We start from the raw sequence: 15,402 nt of genomic DNA, 5'->3' as shown, positions 1-15,402 counted from the left end.
CTGGCGCACCCTGGCGAACCCTGGCGAATAGTCCCACCGCATCTGACAGGGGGTTACTGTCAACTCAGCCGAGAACCTGGGGGCTTGAAGTGAACGGACAACCCAACACCCGCCTGAACGACCTCTTCGGCCTCGCCGGCTGGTCCAAGGGCGAACTCGCGAGGCTGGTGAACCGGCAGGCGGCGGCGATGGGCCACCCCCAGCTGGCCACCGACACCTCCCGGGTGCGGCGGTGGATCGACATGGGGGAGTCCCCGCGCGATCCGGTGCCGAGGGTGCTGGCGGCGCTGTTCACCGAGCGGCTCGGCCGTGTCGTGACCATCGAGGACCTCGGTTTCGACCGGCAAGGGCGCACCGGGAAGCGGCGGGACGTCGGGCCCAAGCACAACCCCGACGGCCTTCCGTGGGCGCCTGAACGGACGGCGGCGGTCCTCACCGAATTCACGGGAATGGACCTCATGCTCAACCGACGCGGTCTGGTGGGTGCGGGCGCCGCGCTCGCCGCAGGCTCAACACTCAGCAGCGCCATGCACGACTGGCTGCACACCGACCCCGTACTCGCGGCCGACGCCCCCCGTCTCGACGATCCCCTGCACGCCGACCCCGCCGGGTACGACCGCTACGAGGCCGCCCCGATCGGGTCGCAGGAGATCGGCGCGCTGGAGCGCTCGGTCGAGGTCTTCCGTGCCTGGGACGCGTCCCGGGGCGGCGGACTTCAGCGCAAGGCCGTGGTGGGGCAGCTCAACGAGGTGGGCGGCATGCTCGCCTACCGCCACCCCGACCATCTCCAGCGGCGCCTGTGGGGCGTCGCCGCCAACCTGGCCGTCCTGGCCGGCTGGATGTCCCACGACATCGGCCTCGAACCCACCGCCCAGAAGTACTTCGTCATCGCCGCGCACGCGGCCCGCGAGGGCGGCGACCGCCCGCGCGCCGGCGAGGCCCTCTCCCGCGCGGCCCGTCAGATGGTCCATCTGGGCCGTCCCGACGACGCGCTCGACCTCATGAAGCTCGCCAAGTCCGGTTCCGGCGACGAGACCCTGCCGCGCACCCGGGCCATGCTGCACACCATCGAGGCCTGGGCGCAGGCGTCGATGGGGCAGGGCCAGGCGATGCGGCGCACCCTCGGCGAGGCCGAGGAGCTCTTCGTCTCGGACCGGGGCGACGTACCCCCGCCCAGCTGGATGCAGATGTTCGACGAGGCGGACATGCACGGCATGCAGGCCCTGGCGTTCCGTACGCTCGCCGAGCACGACCCGAGCGCCGCGAACATCGCGGCCCGCCACGCGAAACAGGCGCTCGAACTACGGGTCAACGGGCGTCAGCGCTCGAAGATCTTCGACTACATCTCCCTCGCCTCGGCGTGCTTCATCGCCGACGACCCCGAACAGGCGGACCGCTACGCCCGGCTGGCCCTGGTGTCGATGGGGGAGACCTCCTCCCACCGCACCTGGGACCGGCTGCGCGAGATGTACCGGCTCACCGGGCAGTACTCCGGATTCCAGAAGATCCAGGACCTGCGCGAGGAGATCCAGCTGGCCCTGCCGAAGGCGCCGACGCGCCGGAGCGGGAGCACGGACCTGTAAAGGGCGGGCCCGGAGCACCGGACCCGCCCTCGTTCCGCCAACCGTCCACTCGATCCGCAACCGCCGTCAACCGACCGCTGCCGCCGGGCCGTTCACGATCCGATGCGTGCCACCAGTACGCAGGCGTCGTCCTCGCGGTCCGTTTCGCCGAACTCCTCGACCACTGTGCGCACGCCGTCCTGAGCGGTGCGGACCGTGTCGAGACGGGGGGCGAGCTCCAGCAGCCTGCGGCGCCCCGGCTCGTCCGAGGTGCCCCGCCGGGTCAGCCCGTCGGTGTGCAGGACCAGCAGATCGCCGGGCCTCAGCTGCACCTCGGCCTGTCCGTACCCGGCTCCTGACGTCGCTCCGAGCAGCACCCCGTCCGGGGACGTCAGTGCGCGCCCCGTCCCGCCGCGGAACAGCAGCGGGGCGGGGTGTCCCGCTTGTGCCCAGGAGAGGACGCGGGTGGCCGGGTCGTACTGGCAGCAGACCGCGCTGCCCAGGGCGGGCTGGACCGAGTGGTCGAGGAGCTGGTTGAGGTGGCCCATCAGGTCGCCGGGGCGGATGCCGGCGACCGCCATGCCGCGCAGCGCGCCGAGCAGCATCGCCATGGCGCCGGTGGCGGTCACCCCGTGGCCGGTGAGGTCTCCCACGGTCAGTAAGGACCTGCCGTCGGGCAGTTCCAGCGCGTCGTACCAGTCGCCGCCGATGAGCGCGCTGGTGGCGGACGGCAGATAGTGCGCCGCGACGTCGAGGGCCGCCGGGTTGCCCTGGGGCAGCCGCAGCGAGCCGCGCCAGGGCGGCAGCACGGCCTCCTGGAGCTCGACCGCGAGGCGGTGCTCGGTCCGGGCGATGTGCCGTTCGCGCCGCAGCGAGTCGCGTGACTCCCGGACGGCGCGCTGGCTGCGGCGCAGCTCACTGACGTCGCGCAGCACGGCCCACATCGAAGCGGTGCAGCCGTCGGCGTCGAGGACGGGCTCACCCATCATGTGCAGGGTGCGCACCCGTCCGTCGGTGCGCACGATCCGGAACTCGCCGTCGATCGGCTTCCCGTCGACCAGGCAGTCCGTCACCATGGCCGTCAGCAGGGCCTGGTCCTCGGCGAAGACCATCGACGGCAGTTCGTCGAGCGACATCCCGCCGCTCCCGGGGGCCCGTCCGAAGATCTCGAAGAGTTCGTCGGACCAGTCCACCGCGTCCGTGAGCAGGTTCCACTCGGCGCTGCCGACCCGGCTGAGCAGGGAGCCGGGCAGCGCGTCGGGCTCGGGGCCGGGCGGCGGCTCCTCCTCGACGGCCTCCTCCGGCGCGGGCTCGGGCAGGCCCTCCTTCAGCTGGTCCAAGTGCGTGCCGAGGTCGTCGAGGTGGTGGACCGCCAGATCGCACAGAGCACGCTGCCAGCGGCCGTGCGCGTCGTCCTCCACGACCGCGTCCCGCCGTACGGCGTCCACTCCGCCGCGGAGCCGGCGGGTCTGTGTGATCAGCGCGTCGACCGTTTCCCGCTCCGGCGGTTGCGGGCTGGGACGGTCCGCGAACAGATGGGACGGCATGACGTACTCCGATACAGGCGCGGCACTGCAAGTCGGAAGGATGGACCGGTAACGACTGTGGCACAGCGAGCGATGCCCTGTAAGGGATTTGGCAACACTCGATACGGTGGTGCTTCTGGCATATGCCTGCGGCCTTCCGTGGGCGATCAGCGCACGCGCCGCCGAACCGGGAAACCACGGGTGCGCGCACTCCAAACCACCAGTACAGCACCGATGCGAAGGGCAAAAGACGCCCGGGCAGCGCCACCGCGCCCGCTTTGTCCACCCGCACGCCCCGGACGAGGCCACCGGGCCCGCGCGCCCGGCCCCGGCGTGTCGGGCGAACGGCACCGGAAGGGTGGACGCCGTTCGAGGACCCCGGGAGGCACCGGCAGGGTGACGGCGAGGACCCCACCCGGGTGCGACCGGGGAGCTCCTTCCCCGCAGACTCGCGCTGACCTGCGCAGGAACCCGTTCCGGGGCGGAGAGCGAGGTTCGGGGCCGTTCATGACATCCTGTGTCGTCACAGCTCGCCGGACAGATGGGGATCGGCGGTCGTCCGGGGGGTTACAGGGGAAGGTCGATGAGGCTCTGCTTTCTGGTGGAGGAGCACTACCGCCACGACGGCATGCCGGTGGAGGTGATCCGCCAACTCGTCGCCTGGGGCCATCGGGTGGACGTCCTGCGTCCCGGCGGCTCCCTGCTGCGGATGTCCGAGGCGGTCCGCGCGGGCAGCCACGACGCCTGGGTGCTCAAGACGGTGTCCGGCGGCCCCGGGCTCACGCTCCTGGAGGCCGCCGCCGCGGTGGGCCTGACCACCGTCAACGACGCCCGGTCGATCCGCGGCGTACGGGACAAGGCGCTCGCGGCGGCCATCGGCCGCAACCGGGGGCTGCCGATGCCGACGACGTACGCGGCGGCCGTCCCCGAACTGCTCGCCGAGATACCCGAGTCCGAGTTCCCGCTGGTGGTCAAGCCCGCCGACGGCAGCGCCGGGCGCGGGGTCTGCCTGGTCCCCTCACCGGACCGGCTCGCCGCGATGACGGAACAGCTGGCGGGCCAGGGCATGCTGGTCGCCCAGCCGTACGTGCCCAACGCGGGCGTGGACCTGAAGGTGTACTGCGTGGGAGGCGAGCTGTACGCCACCGAGCGCCGCTCCCCGCTCCACCCCGACCACGCGGTGCGCGAGCGGCGGGTGGCGCTCTCCGCGGAGGTGGCGGCGACCGTCGCCCAGGTCGGCGCCGTCTACGGCCTGGACCTGTACGGGGTGGACGTGCTGCTCGGCCCCGACGGGCCGGTGGTGGTCGACGTGAACGACTTCCCCAGCTTCCGCCAGGTCCCCCGGGCGGCGGCGCGGGTGGCGCGCGCCGTACTGGAGCTGGCCCGCACGGGCCGCCCGGGCGCCCCGGACGTCTTCCCGGCGGCCGTCATCCCCGAGCAGCCGGGGGCGGCCGTATGAGGATCGGCCTCCTCACCGCCGAGCCCGGCCACCCGCTGCTCGCGGCCACCGCCGCCCTGCTCGCCCGTGAGCACGCGGTGGAGGCGGTCGACCCGGCCTCGCCGCCGCCCGGCCGCGTCGCGGACGTCTACCTGCTCAAGTCCCGTACGCCCCGCGCCCTCGCGCTCGCCCAGGAGCTCCAGGCGCGCGGGGCCGCGGTGGTGAACTCCGCCTCGGCGACGGGCCTCGTCCAGGACCGCACGGCGATGGCCGGGCTCGCCGTGCGGGCCGGGCTCCCGTTCGCGGCGACCCGTACCTTCGGCGCGCTCGCCCCGCTGCCGGACGACGCGGACCTCGTCTATCCGCTGGTGGTGAAGAGCAGACACAGCCGCCGCCACGACCTGGTGGCCCGCGCCGACGACAGCGCGGGCCTGCGGGCGCTGGCCGAGCGGTGGGCCGGGGAGCCGGTGGTGGTGCAGGAGTTCGCCGCCAACAGCGGCTGGGACCACAAGCTGTGGGTCATCGGGGACCGGGTCTTCGCCGCGCTTCGCCGCTCCGAGCTCGCGCCCGGCGGCCGCGGTCCCACCCGCTCCCTCCCCCTCGACGCGCTGCCGCCCGGCTGGGCCGCGCTGGCGCTGCGGGTGGGGGAGGTGTACGCCCTGGACGTGTACGGGGTCGACATCGTGCAGGCGGAGGGCGGCCCGCTCATCGTGGACATCAACGCCTTTCCCGGGATACGGGGTCAGCTCGGCGCCCCCGAGGCGCTCGCGGAGCTCGCCCTGGCGGCGGGGAGCGGGCGGCTCATCCCTGGGCCGCCGGCGCGTGCGGCGCGGGAGTCGTGTTCCACGCCGTGACCACCGGCCGCCCGTGCTCGGTCCCCAGCCGCGACACGGTTCCGGTGCCGAGCAGGAACAGGGCTCCGGAGGCGGCGGGCAGCCCGAGGTAGCGGGCCGTCAGGACGCGCAGGAAGTGCGAGTGGGCGACGAGAGCGACATCGCCCTCGGCGTCCGGGGACCCCAGAGCGGCCACGGCCTCCGCGAGCACCCGGTCGGCCCGCTCGCCGACCTGCTCGGCGCTCTCGCCCGGATGCGCGGCGGGCCCCGGGGCCACCCCGTCCGTCCACAGGTTCCAGTCGGGGCGCTCGCGCTGGATCTCGGAGGTGGTGACGCCCTCGTACCCGCCGTAGTCCCACTCGCTCAGGTCCGGCCGCACCCGCGGGTCGGTGAGACCGGCGAGCTCGGCGGTGCGCCGGGCCCGGACCGCCGGGCTGACGAGCGTGAGCCCGATCCGGTGCCCGGCGAGCAGCGGCGCCACCGCGCGGGCCTGGGCCTCGCCGTGGTCGGTGAGCGGCAGGTCGGTGTGGCTGGTGTGCTGCCCGCTCAGGGTCCACGCCGTCTCGCCGTGCCGGATGAGGATCAACTCGCCCATGGATCGTTCCCGTTCTCCGCGACCGGCCCGCCGGGCTCCTCCCGCCGGACCGTGTACGGCACAACCACACCGTACCGGAGGGCATTCCAGCAGGTGGGGCCGGTGGCGGAGGTCACGCTCAGCGCGCGAGGAAGGCGCGCACGCCCTGCGAGACGGTGTCGTCGCCCAGCAGGTCGTTGTGCGCGAGGCAGCCCGCCGCGGTGTTGGCCGCGCCGGTCAGCGGCACACTGCTGTCGGGGTTGACGACCTCGTCGCAGTCCGACCACCAGGTGGCGTACCGGACGTCTCCCGGCGTCTCGTCCCCCTCGGCCAGGCGCTTGTTCACATACGAGCCCGGGGTCATGTCGCGGCACGCCTGGGACCACAGCGCGCAGGCCCAGGCGGTGGACGTGCCGTGGTTGGGCCCGGCCAGCGAGACCCAGTGGGCGACGGTGGCGGTGCCGCCGCCGAACTTCACGTACCAGCGCGTCACCAGGCTCCCGAAGGAGTGCGCCACGACGTCCACCCGCGCCGCGCCGGTCCGGGCCCGCACCTCCTCGACATGGGCGGCGAACCGCCCGGCCAGCACCTCGTTGACCGACCGGCCGGTGTCGTAGCCCCAGGAGAACAGTTCGGCGTCGGTGTACCCGGACGCCTTGAAGTCCTCGCGCATCGCGCCCCAGACCCCGGGGTCGGCGTTGTAGCCGTGCACGAAGACGACCGGGGTGCGGGCGGGGGCGGCCGCCGCCGGCCCCGGGGCGAGCACCGATCCGGCGACGGCGGCCACCAGTGCCGGCGTCAGTGACACGGTTCTGCGGCGGATGGACAGCACGAGGTCCCCCTCACTCCGCGCCGGCCGCGCGGACCACGGTGGTTGCGGCCGGGTGGCCGCGAGCATGGTGGGGCCTGGAGCCGGTGATGGCCAGAGGCGTGCGGGAACCCGTTCACCGGCGGAGGCCGTAGCCGCCCGGCGCTCTCAGCGGTCGGCGAGCGTGTTCCAGAACATCGCCTCGTACGACTGCAGCAGACGGCCGTAGCGGCGCGCCGGGGCGGCCCCGGCCTCGGAGCCGACCCCCGAGGCGACCGCCGCCACCGCCTGCCGTTCCAGGTCGGGCGCGGGCCGGGCGAAGAAGTCGAAGAAGCCGCACGCCTCGTCCGGGAATCCGTAGCGGACGCGCAGCGCCTCGGCCACGGTGGCGCAGTAGCCGCCCCACGCCGCGAAGTTGGCGGTGAGGGCCAGCGCGACCGAGGGCGGTTCGCCGTTCAGGGCCAGCCAGGCCACCTGGGCCGGGTACGCCTGACAGCCTGCCAGCGGCTCGTACCGTTCGACGCTGTCCGCGTCGAGCCCGCAGGCGCTCGCGTACGCGCTGAGCCGCTCCAGCGCGAGCCGCTCGCCGGTGGCGAGGGAGGCGAAGAACTCGGCGCACGCCGGGTTGCCCTCGTGCGCCGAGCGGTCGGCGAGGAAGGTGAAGGCCCGCAGGTCGGAGACGATGACATGGTGCTGTTCGAGCGCCAGCGCGGCCAGCGTGTGGATCGTGGCCGTGCCGTCCGCGATCCGGGGCACCAGCCGGTTGGCGTCCTTCGCGGGGGCGAGCTCCGAGGTGATCCGCTCCACCAGTTCCCGGGCCGTGTCCGCCATACGGGACCCCTCTTCCGTGTGCGCTCGTGCCGCCAGGCTCTCACGCGGCGGGCGCCGCGAGGGCCCGATCGGGCGGAAACCGGCCGGATCGTCCGGTGCGGACGATTCGGCCGAACTCCGCGTAGACCATTTAGCTGCCTAGGGCATGTAGTGGGGACCGGCAAGACGGACTCTTCGCTTGCGAGGTGCACCCCATGACCACACCCGTCTCCTTCCCCCAGGACCGCACCTGCCCCTACCACCCGCCCACCGCGTACGAGCCGCTGCGCCAGGCCGGCCCGCTGGCGCGGGTGCGGCTCTTCGACGGCCGCATGGCGTGGTTCGTGACCGGCCACACCGAGGCACGGGCGCTGCTCGTCGACCCGCGGCTCTCCTCCGACCGGCTCCACCCGGACTTCCCCACCGCCACCGAGCGGTTCGCCGCGCTCAACGAACGCCGTACCGAACTCCTCGGTGTGGACGACCCCGAACACCACGCCCAGCGCCGCAAGGTCGTGCCCGGCTTCACCCTCAAACGCACCGCCGCCCTGCGGCCGATGATCCGCGCGACCGTGGACGGACTCCTGGACGCCCTGGTCGAGAAGGGGCCGCCGGCCGACCTGGTCGGCGCGTTCGCGCTGCCGGTGCCGTCCATGGTGATCTGCGCGCTGCTCGGCGTCCCCTACGACGACCACGACTTCTTCGAGGAGCAGTCCCGGCGGCTGCTGCGCGGTCCGGCCCCGGCCGACACCCAGGACGCCCGCGACCGGCTGGACGCCTATCTGGGCGAGTTGATCGACCGCAAGGCGCGCGAGCCCGGTGACGGACTCCTCGACGAGCTGGTCGAGGAGCAGCTGCGCACCGGAGGCATGGACCGCACCGAACTGGTCAGGACGGCGGTACTGCTGCTCGTCGCCGGGCACGAGACCACCGCGAACATGCTGTCGCTGGGGACCCTCACGCTGCTCGAACACCCCGAGCGGCTGGCGGAGCTGCGGGCGGACCCCTCGCTGATGCCGGTCGCGGTCGAGGAGCTGATGCGCTTCCTCTCCATCGCCGACGGCATCCTGCGGGTGGCCACCGAGGACATCGAGGTGGCCGGGAGCGTGATCCGCGCCGGCGAGGGCGTCGTGCTCGCCACCTCCATGATCAACCGGGACGGCTCGGTCTACCCCGACGCCGACACCCTCGACTGGCACCGCCCGGCCCGCCACCACGTGGGCTTCGGGTTCGGCATCCACCAGTGCCTGGGGCAGAACCTGGCGCGGGCCGAGATGGAGATCGCACTCGGAGCCCTCCTCACGCGGCTGCCGGGGCTGCGGCTCGCGGCGCCCGCCGACCGGATCCCGTTCAAACCGGGCGACACCCTCCAGGGGATGCTGGAACTCCCCGTCACTTGGTAGTGGAGTGGGCTCATGAGGATCAGCATCAAGGACGACGCCTGTATCGGCTCGGGGCAGTGCGCCCTGACGGCGCCGGGGGTGTTCACCCAGGACGACGACGGATTCAGCGTGGTGCTGCCGGGGCGCGCGGACGGCGGCGGAGACCCCATGGTCCGCGAGGCGGCCCGCGCCTGCCCGGTGCAGGCCATCACGCTCGCGGAGTGACACCGCGCGGGGGTACGGCACGGGTCGCCGTGCCGTACCCCCCGGCCGTCAGCGGTCGGTGTGCCGCAGCCGGACGACGGGGATGTCCCGCCCGGTCTTCTTCTGGTATTCCGCGTACGGCGGGAACACCTCCACCAGATGCGGCCACACCCGGGCCTTCTCCTGGGGGGAGAGGGTCTCGGCGCGGGCGGGGAACCGCTCGGTGCCGATCCGGACGCTGACGTCCGGCTCCTCCACGAGGTTGAGGTACCAGAGCGGATGGTCGTCGGAGCCGCTCTTGGACGCCACGATCAGATAGTCGTCGCCGTCGCGCCCGTAGATCAGCACGGTGCGGCGTACGGTGCCGGTGCGCCGGCCCACGTAGTCCAGGAGCAGGCACGGGGCGCCGTGCAGGGTCGTTCCCTTGGTTCCGCCCGACTCCTCGTAGAGCCGGGCCTGTTCGGCCACCCAACCGGTCGGGCTGATCTCCACCGCGCCGCCGTCGCCGGGTTTCAGAGCCACTGGGTCCTCCTTCGCCGAGGGTGAGTCGCCTTCCAGCCTGCCGCACTGGGCCAGGACGTGCCGTGGGGGCGCACCGGGGCGGCCGGAAACGTTCCCTCGGCCCGGCGAGGGGCCCTCAGCCTCCGGTGGTGGATCCGGGCCGCAGGACCATGAGGACGGTCACCGCCGCCCAGAGAAGGTTGAACACCCCGGTGTACATGGCCAGTTGTACGGTCGGCCGTGTCTCGGCGATGCTCGCGGGCGCGGTCCGCGCCCCGGCGGCGGCCGTGTCGAGCCGGGTGAGGATCGCGTCCTGGCGGGGCAGGACGAGCGCGATGAGCGCGCCCGCCGCCAGCGTCGTCAGCACGATGGAGACGATCAGCCAGGTGTCGCCGAGGATGTGCATGGTGTTGGCCGTGGCGAGGCCGAGGACGGGCACCGCGACGCCCACGGCGGCATAGACCCGGCAGATCCGGTACAGCAGCCGCACCGATGCCAGTGCCTGCGCGTCGCCGGGCGCGGCCAGGGCCCGCCGGGCGGTGGGCGGGAACATGCTGGCGGCCACGGCCACCGGTCCGACGGCGAGGATCGCGGCCAGGATGTGCGCGGTGAGCAGGAACTTCGTCACGGGCGGAGTGCTTTCGTAGGGCATGCGGGCTTCCGGACGAAAGCCCCGGCCGACGCTATGGCGTGCCCGGGTGAACGGAGAAGTGGCGGAAGTGCCAGCATGCGACGGATTCCCGCCAGTTGCCGCCACGCATGTGGTGGTGTCCGCCGGTTCACCGTCCGTCCACAGGCCCCGGGGTGCTGTCGGAGGGCGGCTCTACGATGGGGGAAAGATCACTCCCCTGGGGGTGGTCGTCCGCTGGGCGCCGGAGGTCTTTCGTGGAGCAGAGGTTCGTCACCGTGGTCACCGGCGGAAGCCGGGGGATCGGCGCAGCGGTCTGCGCCCGGCTGGCCGCCGAGGGCCACGACGTGGTGGTGGGCTACCGCTCGGACGCGGGAGCCGCCGAGGCCGTGGCCGGACAGGTGCGCGCGACGGGCCGCCGGGCCCTGGCGGTGGCGGTCGACACGGCGGACGAGGGCTCGGTGGACCGGCTCTTCGACGCCGCCGCCGCGCTCGGCCCGGTCACCGGGCTGGTCAACAACGCGGGCGTGAGCGGACCCAACGGCCGTCTCGCCGACGCCGACGCGGAGGGGATGCGCCGGGCCGTCGACGTCAATGTGGTGGGCTATCTGCTCTGCGCCCGCCGGGCCGTGCGCGACATGGCGGCGCGGGGCGGCGGTTCCATAGTCAACATCTCCTCGGCCGCCGCCACCCTGGGCAGTCCCGGTCAGTACGTGCACTACGCCGCCACCAAGGCGGCGGTCGACGCCATGACGGTCGGCCTCGCCAAGGAGGTCGCGGCCGACGGGATCCGGGTCAACTGCGTGGCGCCGGGCATCATCCGGACCGGCTTCCACGAGGACCCCCAGCGCCCCGCGAAGCTCGCCGGGACCATCCCGATGGGCCGCGCCGGACGGCCGGACGAGATCGCCGGAGCGGTCGCCTGGCTCCTCTCCGAGGACGCCTCGTACGCGACGGGCACCGTCATGCGGGTGGCGGGCGGGATGTAGCCCGGGCCCGGGCCCCGCGCCCCAATCTCAGGTGACGGGACCCGGCGAGGGGGCCGGGTCCGGTACGGGGTCGGGCCCCGGCGGGTTGGGCACGGGATCCGGCTCCGGTACGGGCACGGGGCCCGGCAGCGGTCCGGGCTCGGGCGCGGGCGGGCCGGGCGTCGGCCCGGGCGTGGGCGGCACGGGATCGGGGCGCCCCGGCGTCGGCCCCGGGGTGGGTCCCGGCGTCGGCGGGGTGGGGTCGGGGTAGGGCGGCTGGGTCATGGAAGCCTCCTGGGTGCGCGGGCCGATGGGCGTGGCGTCGGCCCGCGCACCCGGGAACGGGCCCGCGGGCCGACGTCGTGTCCACTGTCTCCTCCAGCGCGTGCCCACGCGCGTCGGCGGTACTCCATCCGTCACCCGGGTGAGGGCCGCGAGGGATTCGCCCGGCCGGCGCGCACGGGATCAGCCCACGCCGTCCCCGAGCGATTCGAGGAGTTCGCGCAGGGTGTCCGCGAGGGCGTCCCGCCGGCCCGGGGCGAGCGCCGCGAGCAGCCGTTCCTCGGTGGCGAGGTGGTCGGGGAGCGCCCGGTCGATCAGGGCGCGGCCCTCGGCGGTGAGGGCGACCTGGACGACCCGGCCGTCGGTGGGGCTCGGCGAGCGCGTCACCAGGCCGCGCTCCTCCAGCCGGTCCAGGCGCTGGGAGACGGCGCCCGAGGTGACCATCGCGGAGCGCATCAGCTCGGCGGGCGTGAGCAGCTGGGGCGGCGGGCTGCGGCGCAGGGTCGCGAGCACGTCGAAGGAGGCGGGGTCGAGGCCGTGCTCGGCGAAGGTGCGGCGCAGCTCGGCCTCGATGAGCCGGGAGAGGCGTTTGAGCCGTCCGATCACCGCCATCGGCGACACGTCGAGGTCGGGGCGGCGCTCGCCCCACTGCGCGAGCAGCAGGTCCACATGGTCGGTCACGGATCCACCCTAGCCAATCTCTTAGTGATGAGATACTTTTCCCTTAGCGCTAAGAGAATTTCTCGCGGCGACCGGACGAACCAGAAGGAGCGGACACTCATGCGCATCACCGTCTTCGGAGCAGCCGGAAACGTCGGCAGCCGCGTCGTGGCCGAGGCCGTCGCCCGGGGGCACGAGGTCACCGCCGTCGTGCGCGACCGGGCGCGCTTTCCCGAACTCCACCCGGCGGCCCGCGCCCGTACCGGCGACGCGGCGAGCGTCGAGGACATAGCCGCGCTGAGCGCGGGCCAGGACCTGGTCATCAGCGCCACCCGGCCCGCCCCCGGCAGCGAGGGCGACCTCGTCACCGTCACCAAGGCGCTGCTGGCCGGGCTCGCCGGAACAGGTGTGCGGGTGCTGGTGGTCGGCGGCGCCGCCACCCTGACCCTGCCGGGCATGGGAGGCGCCACCGTCGTCGACGACCCGGGCTTCCCGGCCGACTGGCGGCCCATCGCGGACGCCTGCACTGAGCAGCTCGCCGTCTGCCGCGCGGAGACCGAGGTCGACTGGGCCTACCTCAGCCCGGCCGCCCTCCTGGAGCCGGGCGAGCGCACCGGCACCTACCGCCTGGGAGGCGACGAGCTCGTCGTCGACGACAACGGCGTGTCCGCCATCTCCATGGAGGACCTCGCGGTGGCGCTCCTCGACGAGGCCGAGGAACCCCGCCACCACCGCACCCGGTTCACCGCGGCGTACTGACCGGTCTCTCAGTGCCCGAGCAGCACCCGCAACTCGGGCTGGAGCAGCTCCCCGTGGGCCTGTACGAGGTCGTCGCACAGGTCCCAGATCCGCTCCACCGGCAGCGTGGCCGCGGTCGCCGCGTCGGTCATTGCGGCGTGCCGCACATGCCGGGGCTCGCCCTCGGTGGCGGCCCGGACCACCAGATCGGTGACGCTCGCGTACGTCCGGTTCAGCGCGGCGCACTGCGGCGGCAGCGCGCCGACATGGGTGGGCTGCACACCCGAGGCGTCGACCAGGCACGGCACCTCGACCACGCAGTCGGTGGGCAGATTGGGGATCAGGGAGCGGTTGGGGACGTTGCCGTAGACCGTGCGGGGCGTGCCGGTGACGATGCTGTGGACGATCTGCGGGGCGTACTCCATGGTGCCCTCGACCGGCAGCGGCCGGCCCGCCGCCAGGGCGTTGCGGGTGCGCTCGTAGCTGACCGTGTTGTCCTCGATGATGTCGAGGTACGCGCCGATCGGCAGCCGCAGCCGCTCCACCTCGCTGTCGTGGTGCAGATACCACGGCACGTACTCCGAGGAGTGCTCGCTGGTCTCGGTCGGGTAGTGGCCGAGCCTGCGGTACATGTCGACGCGGACCCGGCGCAGCAGCTCGCGGTCCTTGTCGATGGCGGCGTCCAGGAGCGGGTGCAGATCGCGGCCCTCGCGCTCGAAACGCAGCACCCACGCCTGGTGGTTCATCCCGGCGGCCAGGTACGACACCTCGGAGAAGTCCACCCCGACCAGCTCGGACAGGTCGTGCATCGTCCAGTACACCGAGTGGCACAGGCCCACCGCCTTCAGCCGGGGGGCGATCCGGTGCAGATAGAGGAGGTTCATCGCCATCGGGTTGGTGTAGTTCAGCAGCCAGGCGTCCGGGCACAGTTCGGCCATGTCCTCGGCGATCCCCCGCAGCACCGGGAAGGTGCGCAGCGCCCGGAAGATGCCGCCGACGCCCAGCGTGTCCCCGATGGTCTGGCGCAGTCCGTACCGCGCGGGGACGGCGAAGTCGGTGCGGGTCGCCTCGTTCATGCCGACCTGGACGGTGTTGATCACGAAGTGCGCGCCGTCGAGCGCGCCGCGCCGGTCGGGGTGCGCGGTGACGACGGGCACGACCTCCAGCGCCCCGGCGATGTGCCGGGCCGCCGCCTCGGCGGTCGACAGCCGCTCCGGGTCGATGTCGTGCAGCGCGATCCGCAGCCGCCCCAACTCGGGGAAGGCGAACAGGTCGGCCAGCAGCCCCTGGGTGAACACCACACTGCCCGCGCCCATGAAGGCGATCTTCACTTCGGCCGGTCCGGCCATCTCGGTGACTCCAGTCGTCTCGGTCATGCGCGAACTCCCCTACGTTCCACGGCTTCCGGGCCCGGCACGTGGGCGACGGCCTCGTCCCAGGTGGGCTGGGCCGCGGTGCCGCCCCGGCCCCGGGTGGACAACGAGCCGCAGGCCGCGGCGAGGGCCAACGCGTCCGCGAGGCCGAGCCCGCGCAGCACCGCGGCGACGAATCCGGCGTCGAAGCTGTCCCCTGCCCCGACGGTGTCGAGCGGCTCGACGGGAAGCGCGGGCACGGCCGTCAGCCGCGTCCCGTCGTGCGCCAGCGCGCCCCGGGCGCCGTCCTTGACCACGACGAGCGGCCCGCGCCGGGCGAGCGCGGCCGCCGCCTCGGCCACCCCCCGGGCGACCCCGGTCAGGGCGCGCGCCTCGGCCGCGTTCGGCAGCACCTGGTCCGTCACCTTCAGGACCGGGTCCAGCAGCTCCCGGTCCCAGCGGCCGGAGGGGTCGTCATTGGTGTCCAGCGAGGTCGTGGCGCCGAGCTCGCGCGCCCGCGCGAACAGCGCGGCCAGCGCCCCCGCGAGCCGCGGCATCAGGAAGAACGAGGCCGCGTGGACGTGCCGGGATGCGGCGAGCAGCGCCTCGGGGACGTCCCCGGGCCCGGTCGCGGCCAGACATCCGGGCGCGGTGAGGATCGCCCGGTCGGCGCCGCGGGTCAGGACGGCGGTGAGCGGGGTGGCGCGTTCGGGGTCGGTCGTCAGGGCCGAGGTGTCGACTCCCCGCGCCGCCAGGGCCGTACGGACGAAGGCGCCCGCCGGGTCGTCGCCGACGCGGCCCGCGAACGCCACGCGCAGCCCGAGCCGGGCCGCCCCGCACGCCATGATCGCGGCCGAACCGCCGAGGACGAGGTCGGCCCGCTCGACCAGCTGCTCGCGCTGGCCGTAGGCGAGGTCGCGCGGCACGGGCCCGAGGACCACGTCCGGGTTGGCGTCACCCACGACGAGCAGGTCGAAGGGGCGGGGGGAAGGCGGGGGCGCCGGTGGCAGGGGCGGTGACGGCATGGCGAAGGGCTTTCTGGTCCGGGGTCCGGGGGAGGGCGAAGGGCCTTTCGGCCCGGGGAGGTCGGGTGAGGGGGAGCCCTCGGTCGGGCAGGGACTCCCCGGGGTGTGTCG

The 15,402-nt window shown here is 73.8% G+C and carries 17 protein-coding genes; 7 read left to right on the top strand and 10 right to left on the bottom strand.

The annotated features are described in order from the left end of the window. Positions 1-89 precede the first annotated feature (89 nt). Positions 90-1,583 carry a DNA-binding protein NsdB gene (locus tag ACZ4MU_RS29520; protein ID WP_467882326.1) on the top strand — a complete coding sequence of 498 codons (1,494 nt, stop codon included), beginning with the start codon at positions 90-92 and terminating at the stop codon, positions 1,581-1,583. Between the two features lie 92 nt (positions 1,584-1,675). On the opposite strand, the gene ACZ4MU_RS29515 is transcribed toward ACZ4MU_RS29520, so the two are convergent. Then, complete coding sequence (locus ACZ4MU_RS29515) at positions 1,676-3,109, bottom strand: PP2C family protein-serine/threonine phosphatase (RefSeq protein ID WP_467882324.1); 1,434 nt, start codon at positions 3,107-3,109, stop codon at positions 1,676-1,678. Positions 3,110-3,671: 562 nt separating this feature from the next. Here ACZ4MU_RS29515 and ACZ4MU_RS29510 point away from each other — a divergent pair. Next, positions 3,672-4,547 (top strand): ATP-grasp domain-containing protein, encoded by an 876-nt coding sequence (locus tag ACZ4MU_RS29510; protein WP_467882322.1) that lies wholly within the window; start codon positions 3,672-3,674, stop codon positions 4,545-4,547. Further along, positions 4,544-5,380 carry an ATP-grasp domain-containing protein gene (locus ACZ4MU_RS29505; protein ID WP_467882320.1) on the top strand — a complete coding sequence of 279 codons (837 nt, stop codon included), beginning with the start codon at positions 4,544-4,546 and terminating at the stop codon, positions 5,378-5,380. The genes ACZ4MU_RS29510 and ACZ4MU_RS29505 overlap by 4 nt, the downstream gene beginning before the upstream one ends. Here the strand turns inward: ACZ4MU_RS29505 and ACZ4MU_RS29500 are convergent. The 3 genes from ACZ4MU_RS29500 to ACZ4MU_RS29490 all read right to left on the bottom strand — a co-directional run bounded on the left by ACZ4MU_RS29500 (position 5,328) and on the right by ACZ4MU_RS29490 (position 7,572). Then, on the bottom strand, positions 5,328-5,954 hold the full coding sequence (locus tag ACZ4MU_RS29500; RefSeq protein ID WP_467882318.1) for a histidine phosphatase family protein: 627 nt from the start codon (positions 5,952-5,954) through the stop codon (positions 5,328-5,330). The two genes, ACZ4MU_RS29505 and ACZ4MU_RS29500, sit on opposite strands and share 53 nt — an antisense overlap. A 118-nt stretch (positions 5,955-6,072) precedes the next feature. After that, positions 6,073-6,756: an esterase/lipase family protein gene (locus ACZ4MU_RS29495; RefSeq protein ID WP_467882354.1), complete on the bottom strand. Its 684-nt coding sequence runs from the start codon at positions 6,754-6,756 to the stop codon at positions 6,073-6,075. Between the two features lie 153 nt (positions 6,757-6,909). After that, the gene (locus ACZ4MU_RS29490; RefSeq protein WP_467882316.1) at positions 6,910-7,572 is read right to left on the bottom strand and encodes a transcriptional regulator; all 663 of its coding nucleotides are present in this window, start codon (positions 7,570-7,572) and stop codon (positions 6,910-6,912) included. A 194-nt stretch (positions 7,573-7,766) separates the two neighbouring features. Here ACZ4MU_RS29490 and ACZ4MU_RS29485 point away from each other — a divergent pair, with 194 nt between their 5' ends. Both ACZ4MU_RS29485 and ACZ4MU_RS29480 read left to right on the top strand, forming a co-directional pair. After that, on the top strand, positions 7,767-8,954 hold the full coding sequence (locus ACZ4MU_RS29485) for a cytochrome P450 (protein WP_467882314.1): 1,188 nt from the start codon (positions 7,767-7,769) through the stop codon (positions 8,952-8,954). A 12-nt stretch (positions 8,955-8,966) separates the two neighbouring features. Beyond that, the gene (locus ACZ4MU_RS29480) at positions 8,967-9,158 is read left to right on the top strand and encodes a ferredoxin (RefSeq protein WP_467882312.1); all 192 of its coding nucleotides are present in this window, start codon (positions 8,967-8,969) and stop codon (positions 9,156-9,158) included. A gap of 48 nt (positions 9,159-9,206) precedes the next feature. On the opposite strand, the gene ACZ4MU_RS29475 is transcribed toward ACZ4MU_RS29480, so the two are convergent. Continuing rightward, positions 9,207-9,659, bottom strand: a complete 453-nt coding sequence (locus tag ACZ4MU_RS29475) for a nitroreductase family deazaflavin-dependent oxidoreductase (protein WP_467882311.1) — start codon at positions 9,657-9,659, stop codon at positions 9,207-9,209. Between the two features lie 115 nt (positions 9,660-9,774). Then, positions 9,775-10,266: a DUF2269 family protein gene (locus ACZ4MU_RS29470; RefSeq protein WP_467882352.1), complete on the bottom strand. Its 492-nt coding sequence runs from the start codon at positions 10,264-10,266 to the stop codon at positions 9,775-9,777. Positions 10,267-10,523: 257 nt separating this feature from the next. Here ACZ4MU_RS29470 and ACZ4MU_RS29465 point away from each other — a divergent pair, with 257 nt between their 5' ends. Then, on the top strand, positions 10,524-11,255 hold the full coding sequence (locus ACZ4MU_RS29465; protein WP_467882309.1) for an SDR family NAD(P)-dependent oxidoreductase: 732 nt from the start codon (positions 10,524-10,526) through the stop codon (positions 11,253-11,255). 27 nt (positions 11,256-11,282) lie between these two features. On the opposite strand, the gene ACZ4MU_RS29460 is transcribed toward ACZ4MU_RS29465, so the two are convergent. Beyond that, positions 11,283-11,519: a hypothetical protein gene (locus ACZ4MU_RS29460; protein WP_467882307.1), complete on the bottom strand. Its 237-nt coding sequence runs from the start codon at positions 11,517-11,519 to the stop codon at positions 11,283-11,285. Positions 11,520-11,699: 180 nt separating this feature from the next. After that, on the bottom strand, positions 11,700-12,197 hold the full coding sequence (locus tag ACZ4MU_RS29455) for a MarR family winged helix-turn-helix transcriptional regulator (protein ID WP_467882306.1): 498 nt from the start codon (positions 12,195-12,197) through the stop codon (positions 11,700-11,702). A 99-nt stretch (positions 12,198-12,296) separates the two neighbouring features. On the opposite strand from ACZ4MU_RS29455, the gene ACZ4MU_RS29450 reads away from it, so the two are divergent. Further along, a complete protein-coding gene (locus tag ACZ4MU_RS29450; protein ID WP_467882304.1) occupies positions 12,297-12,935 on the top strand; it encodes an NAD(P)-dependent oxidoreductase in 639 nt (212 codons plus the stop codon). Positions 12,936-12,943: 8 nt separating this feature from the next. Here the strand turns inward: ACZ4MU_RS29450 and melA are convergent, their stop codons facing one another. Both melA and ACZ4MU_RS29440 read right to left on the bottom strand, forming a co-directional pair. Then, the gene (gene melA, locus ACZ4MU_RS29445) at positions 12,944-14,290 is read right to left on the bottom strand and encodes an alpha-galactosidase (protein WP_467882302.1); all 1,347 of its coding nucleotides are present in this window, start codon (positions 14,288-14,290) and stop codon (positions 12,944-12,946) included. Beyond that, the gene (locus tag ACZ4MU_RS29440) at positions 14,287-15,291 is read right to left on the bottom strand and encodes a carbohydrate kinase family protein (protein ID WP_467882300.1); all 1,005 of its coding nucleotides are present in this window, start codon (positions 15,289-15,291) and stop codon (positions 14,287-14,289) included. The genes melA and ACZ4MU_RS29440 overlap by 4 nt, the downstream gene beginning before the upstream one ends. Positions 15,292-15,402: the final 111 nt, after the last annotated feature.

It is taken from the genome of Streptomyces sp. NPDC026377 (genome assembly GCF_055567715.1).
Note: the sequence above shows the minus strand (reverse complement) of the source record. Positions and strands in the feature narration are given on the sequence as shown.

What these genes read in the sequence shown, in the direction of transcription:
- ACZ4MU_RS29515 (WP_467882324.1), bottom strand. Translation starts at nt 3,109, where the DNA reads ATGCCGTCCCATCTGTTCGCGGACCGTCCCAGCCCGCAACCGCCGGAG.
- ACZ4MU_RS29510 (WP_467882322.1), top strand. Translation starts at nt 3,672, where the DNA reads ATGAGGCTCTGCTTTCTGGTGGAGGAGCACTACCGCCACGACGGCATG.
- ACZ4MU_RS29505 (WP_467882320.1), top strand. Translation starts at nt 4,544, where the DNA reads ATGAGGATCGGCCTCCTCACCGCCGAGCCCGGCCACCCGCTGCTCGCG.
- ACZ4MU_RS29500 (WP_467882318.1), bottom strand. Translation starts at nt 5,954, where the DNA reads ATGGGCGAGTTGATCCTCATCCGGCACGGCGAGACGGCGTGGACCCTG.
- ACZ4MU_RS29490 (WP_467882316.1), bottom strand. Translation starts at nt 7,572, where the DNA reads ATGGCGGACACGGCCCGGGAACTGGTGGAGCGGATCACCTCGGAGCTC.
- ACZ4MU_RS29485 (WP_467882314.1), top strand. Translation starts at nt 7,767, where the DNA reads ATGACCACACCCGTCTCCTTCCCCCAGGACCGCACCTGCCCCTACCAC.
- ACZ4MU_RS29480 (WP_467882312.1), top strand. Translation starts at nt 8,967, where the DNA reads ATGAGGATCAGCATCAAGGACGACGCCTGTATCGGCTCGGGGCAGTGC.
- ACZ4MU_RS29460 (WP_467882307.1), bottom strand. Translation starts at nt 11,519, where the DNA reads ATGACCCAGCCGCCCTACCCCGACCCCACCCCGCCGACGCCGGGACCC.
- ACZ4MU_RS29450 (WP_467882304.1), top strand. Translation starts at nt 12,297, where the DNA reads ATGCGCATCACCGTCTTCGGAGCAGCCGGAAACGTCGGCAGCCGCGTC.
- melA (WP_467882302.1), bottom strand. Translation starts at nt 14,290, where the DNA reads ATGACCGAGACGACTGGAGTCACCGAGATGGCCGGACCGGCCGAAGTG.
- ACZ4MU_RS29440 (WP_467882300.1), bottom strand. Translation starts at nt 15,291, where the DNA reads ATGCCGTCACCGCCCCTGCCACCGGCGCCCCCGCCTTCCCCCCGCCCC.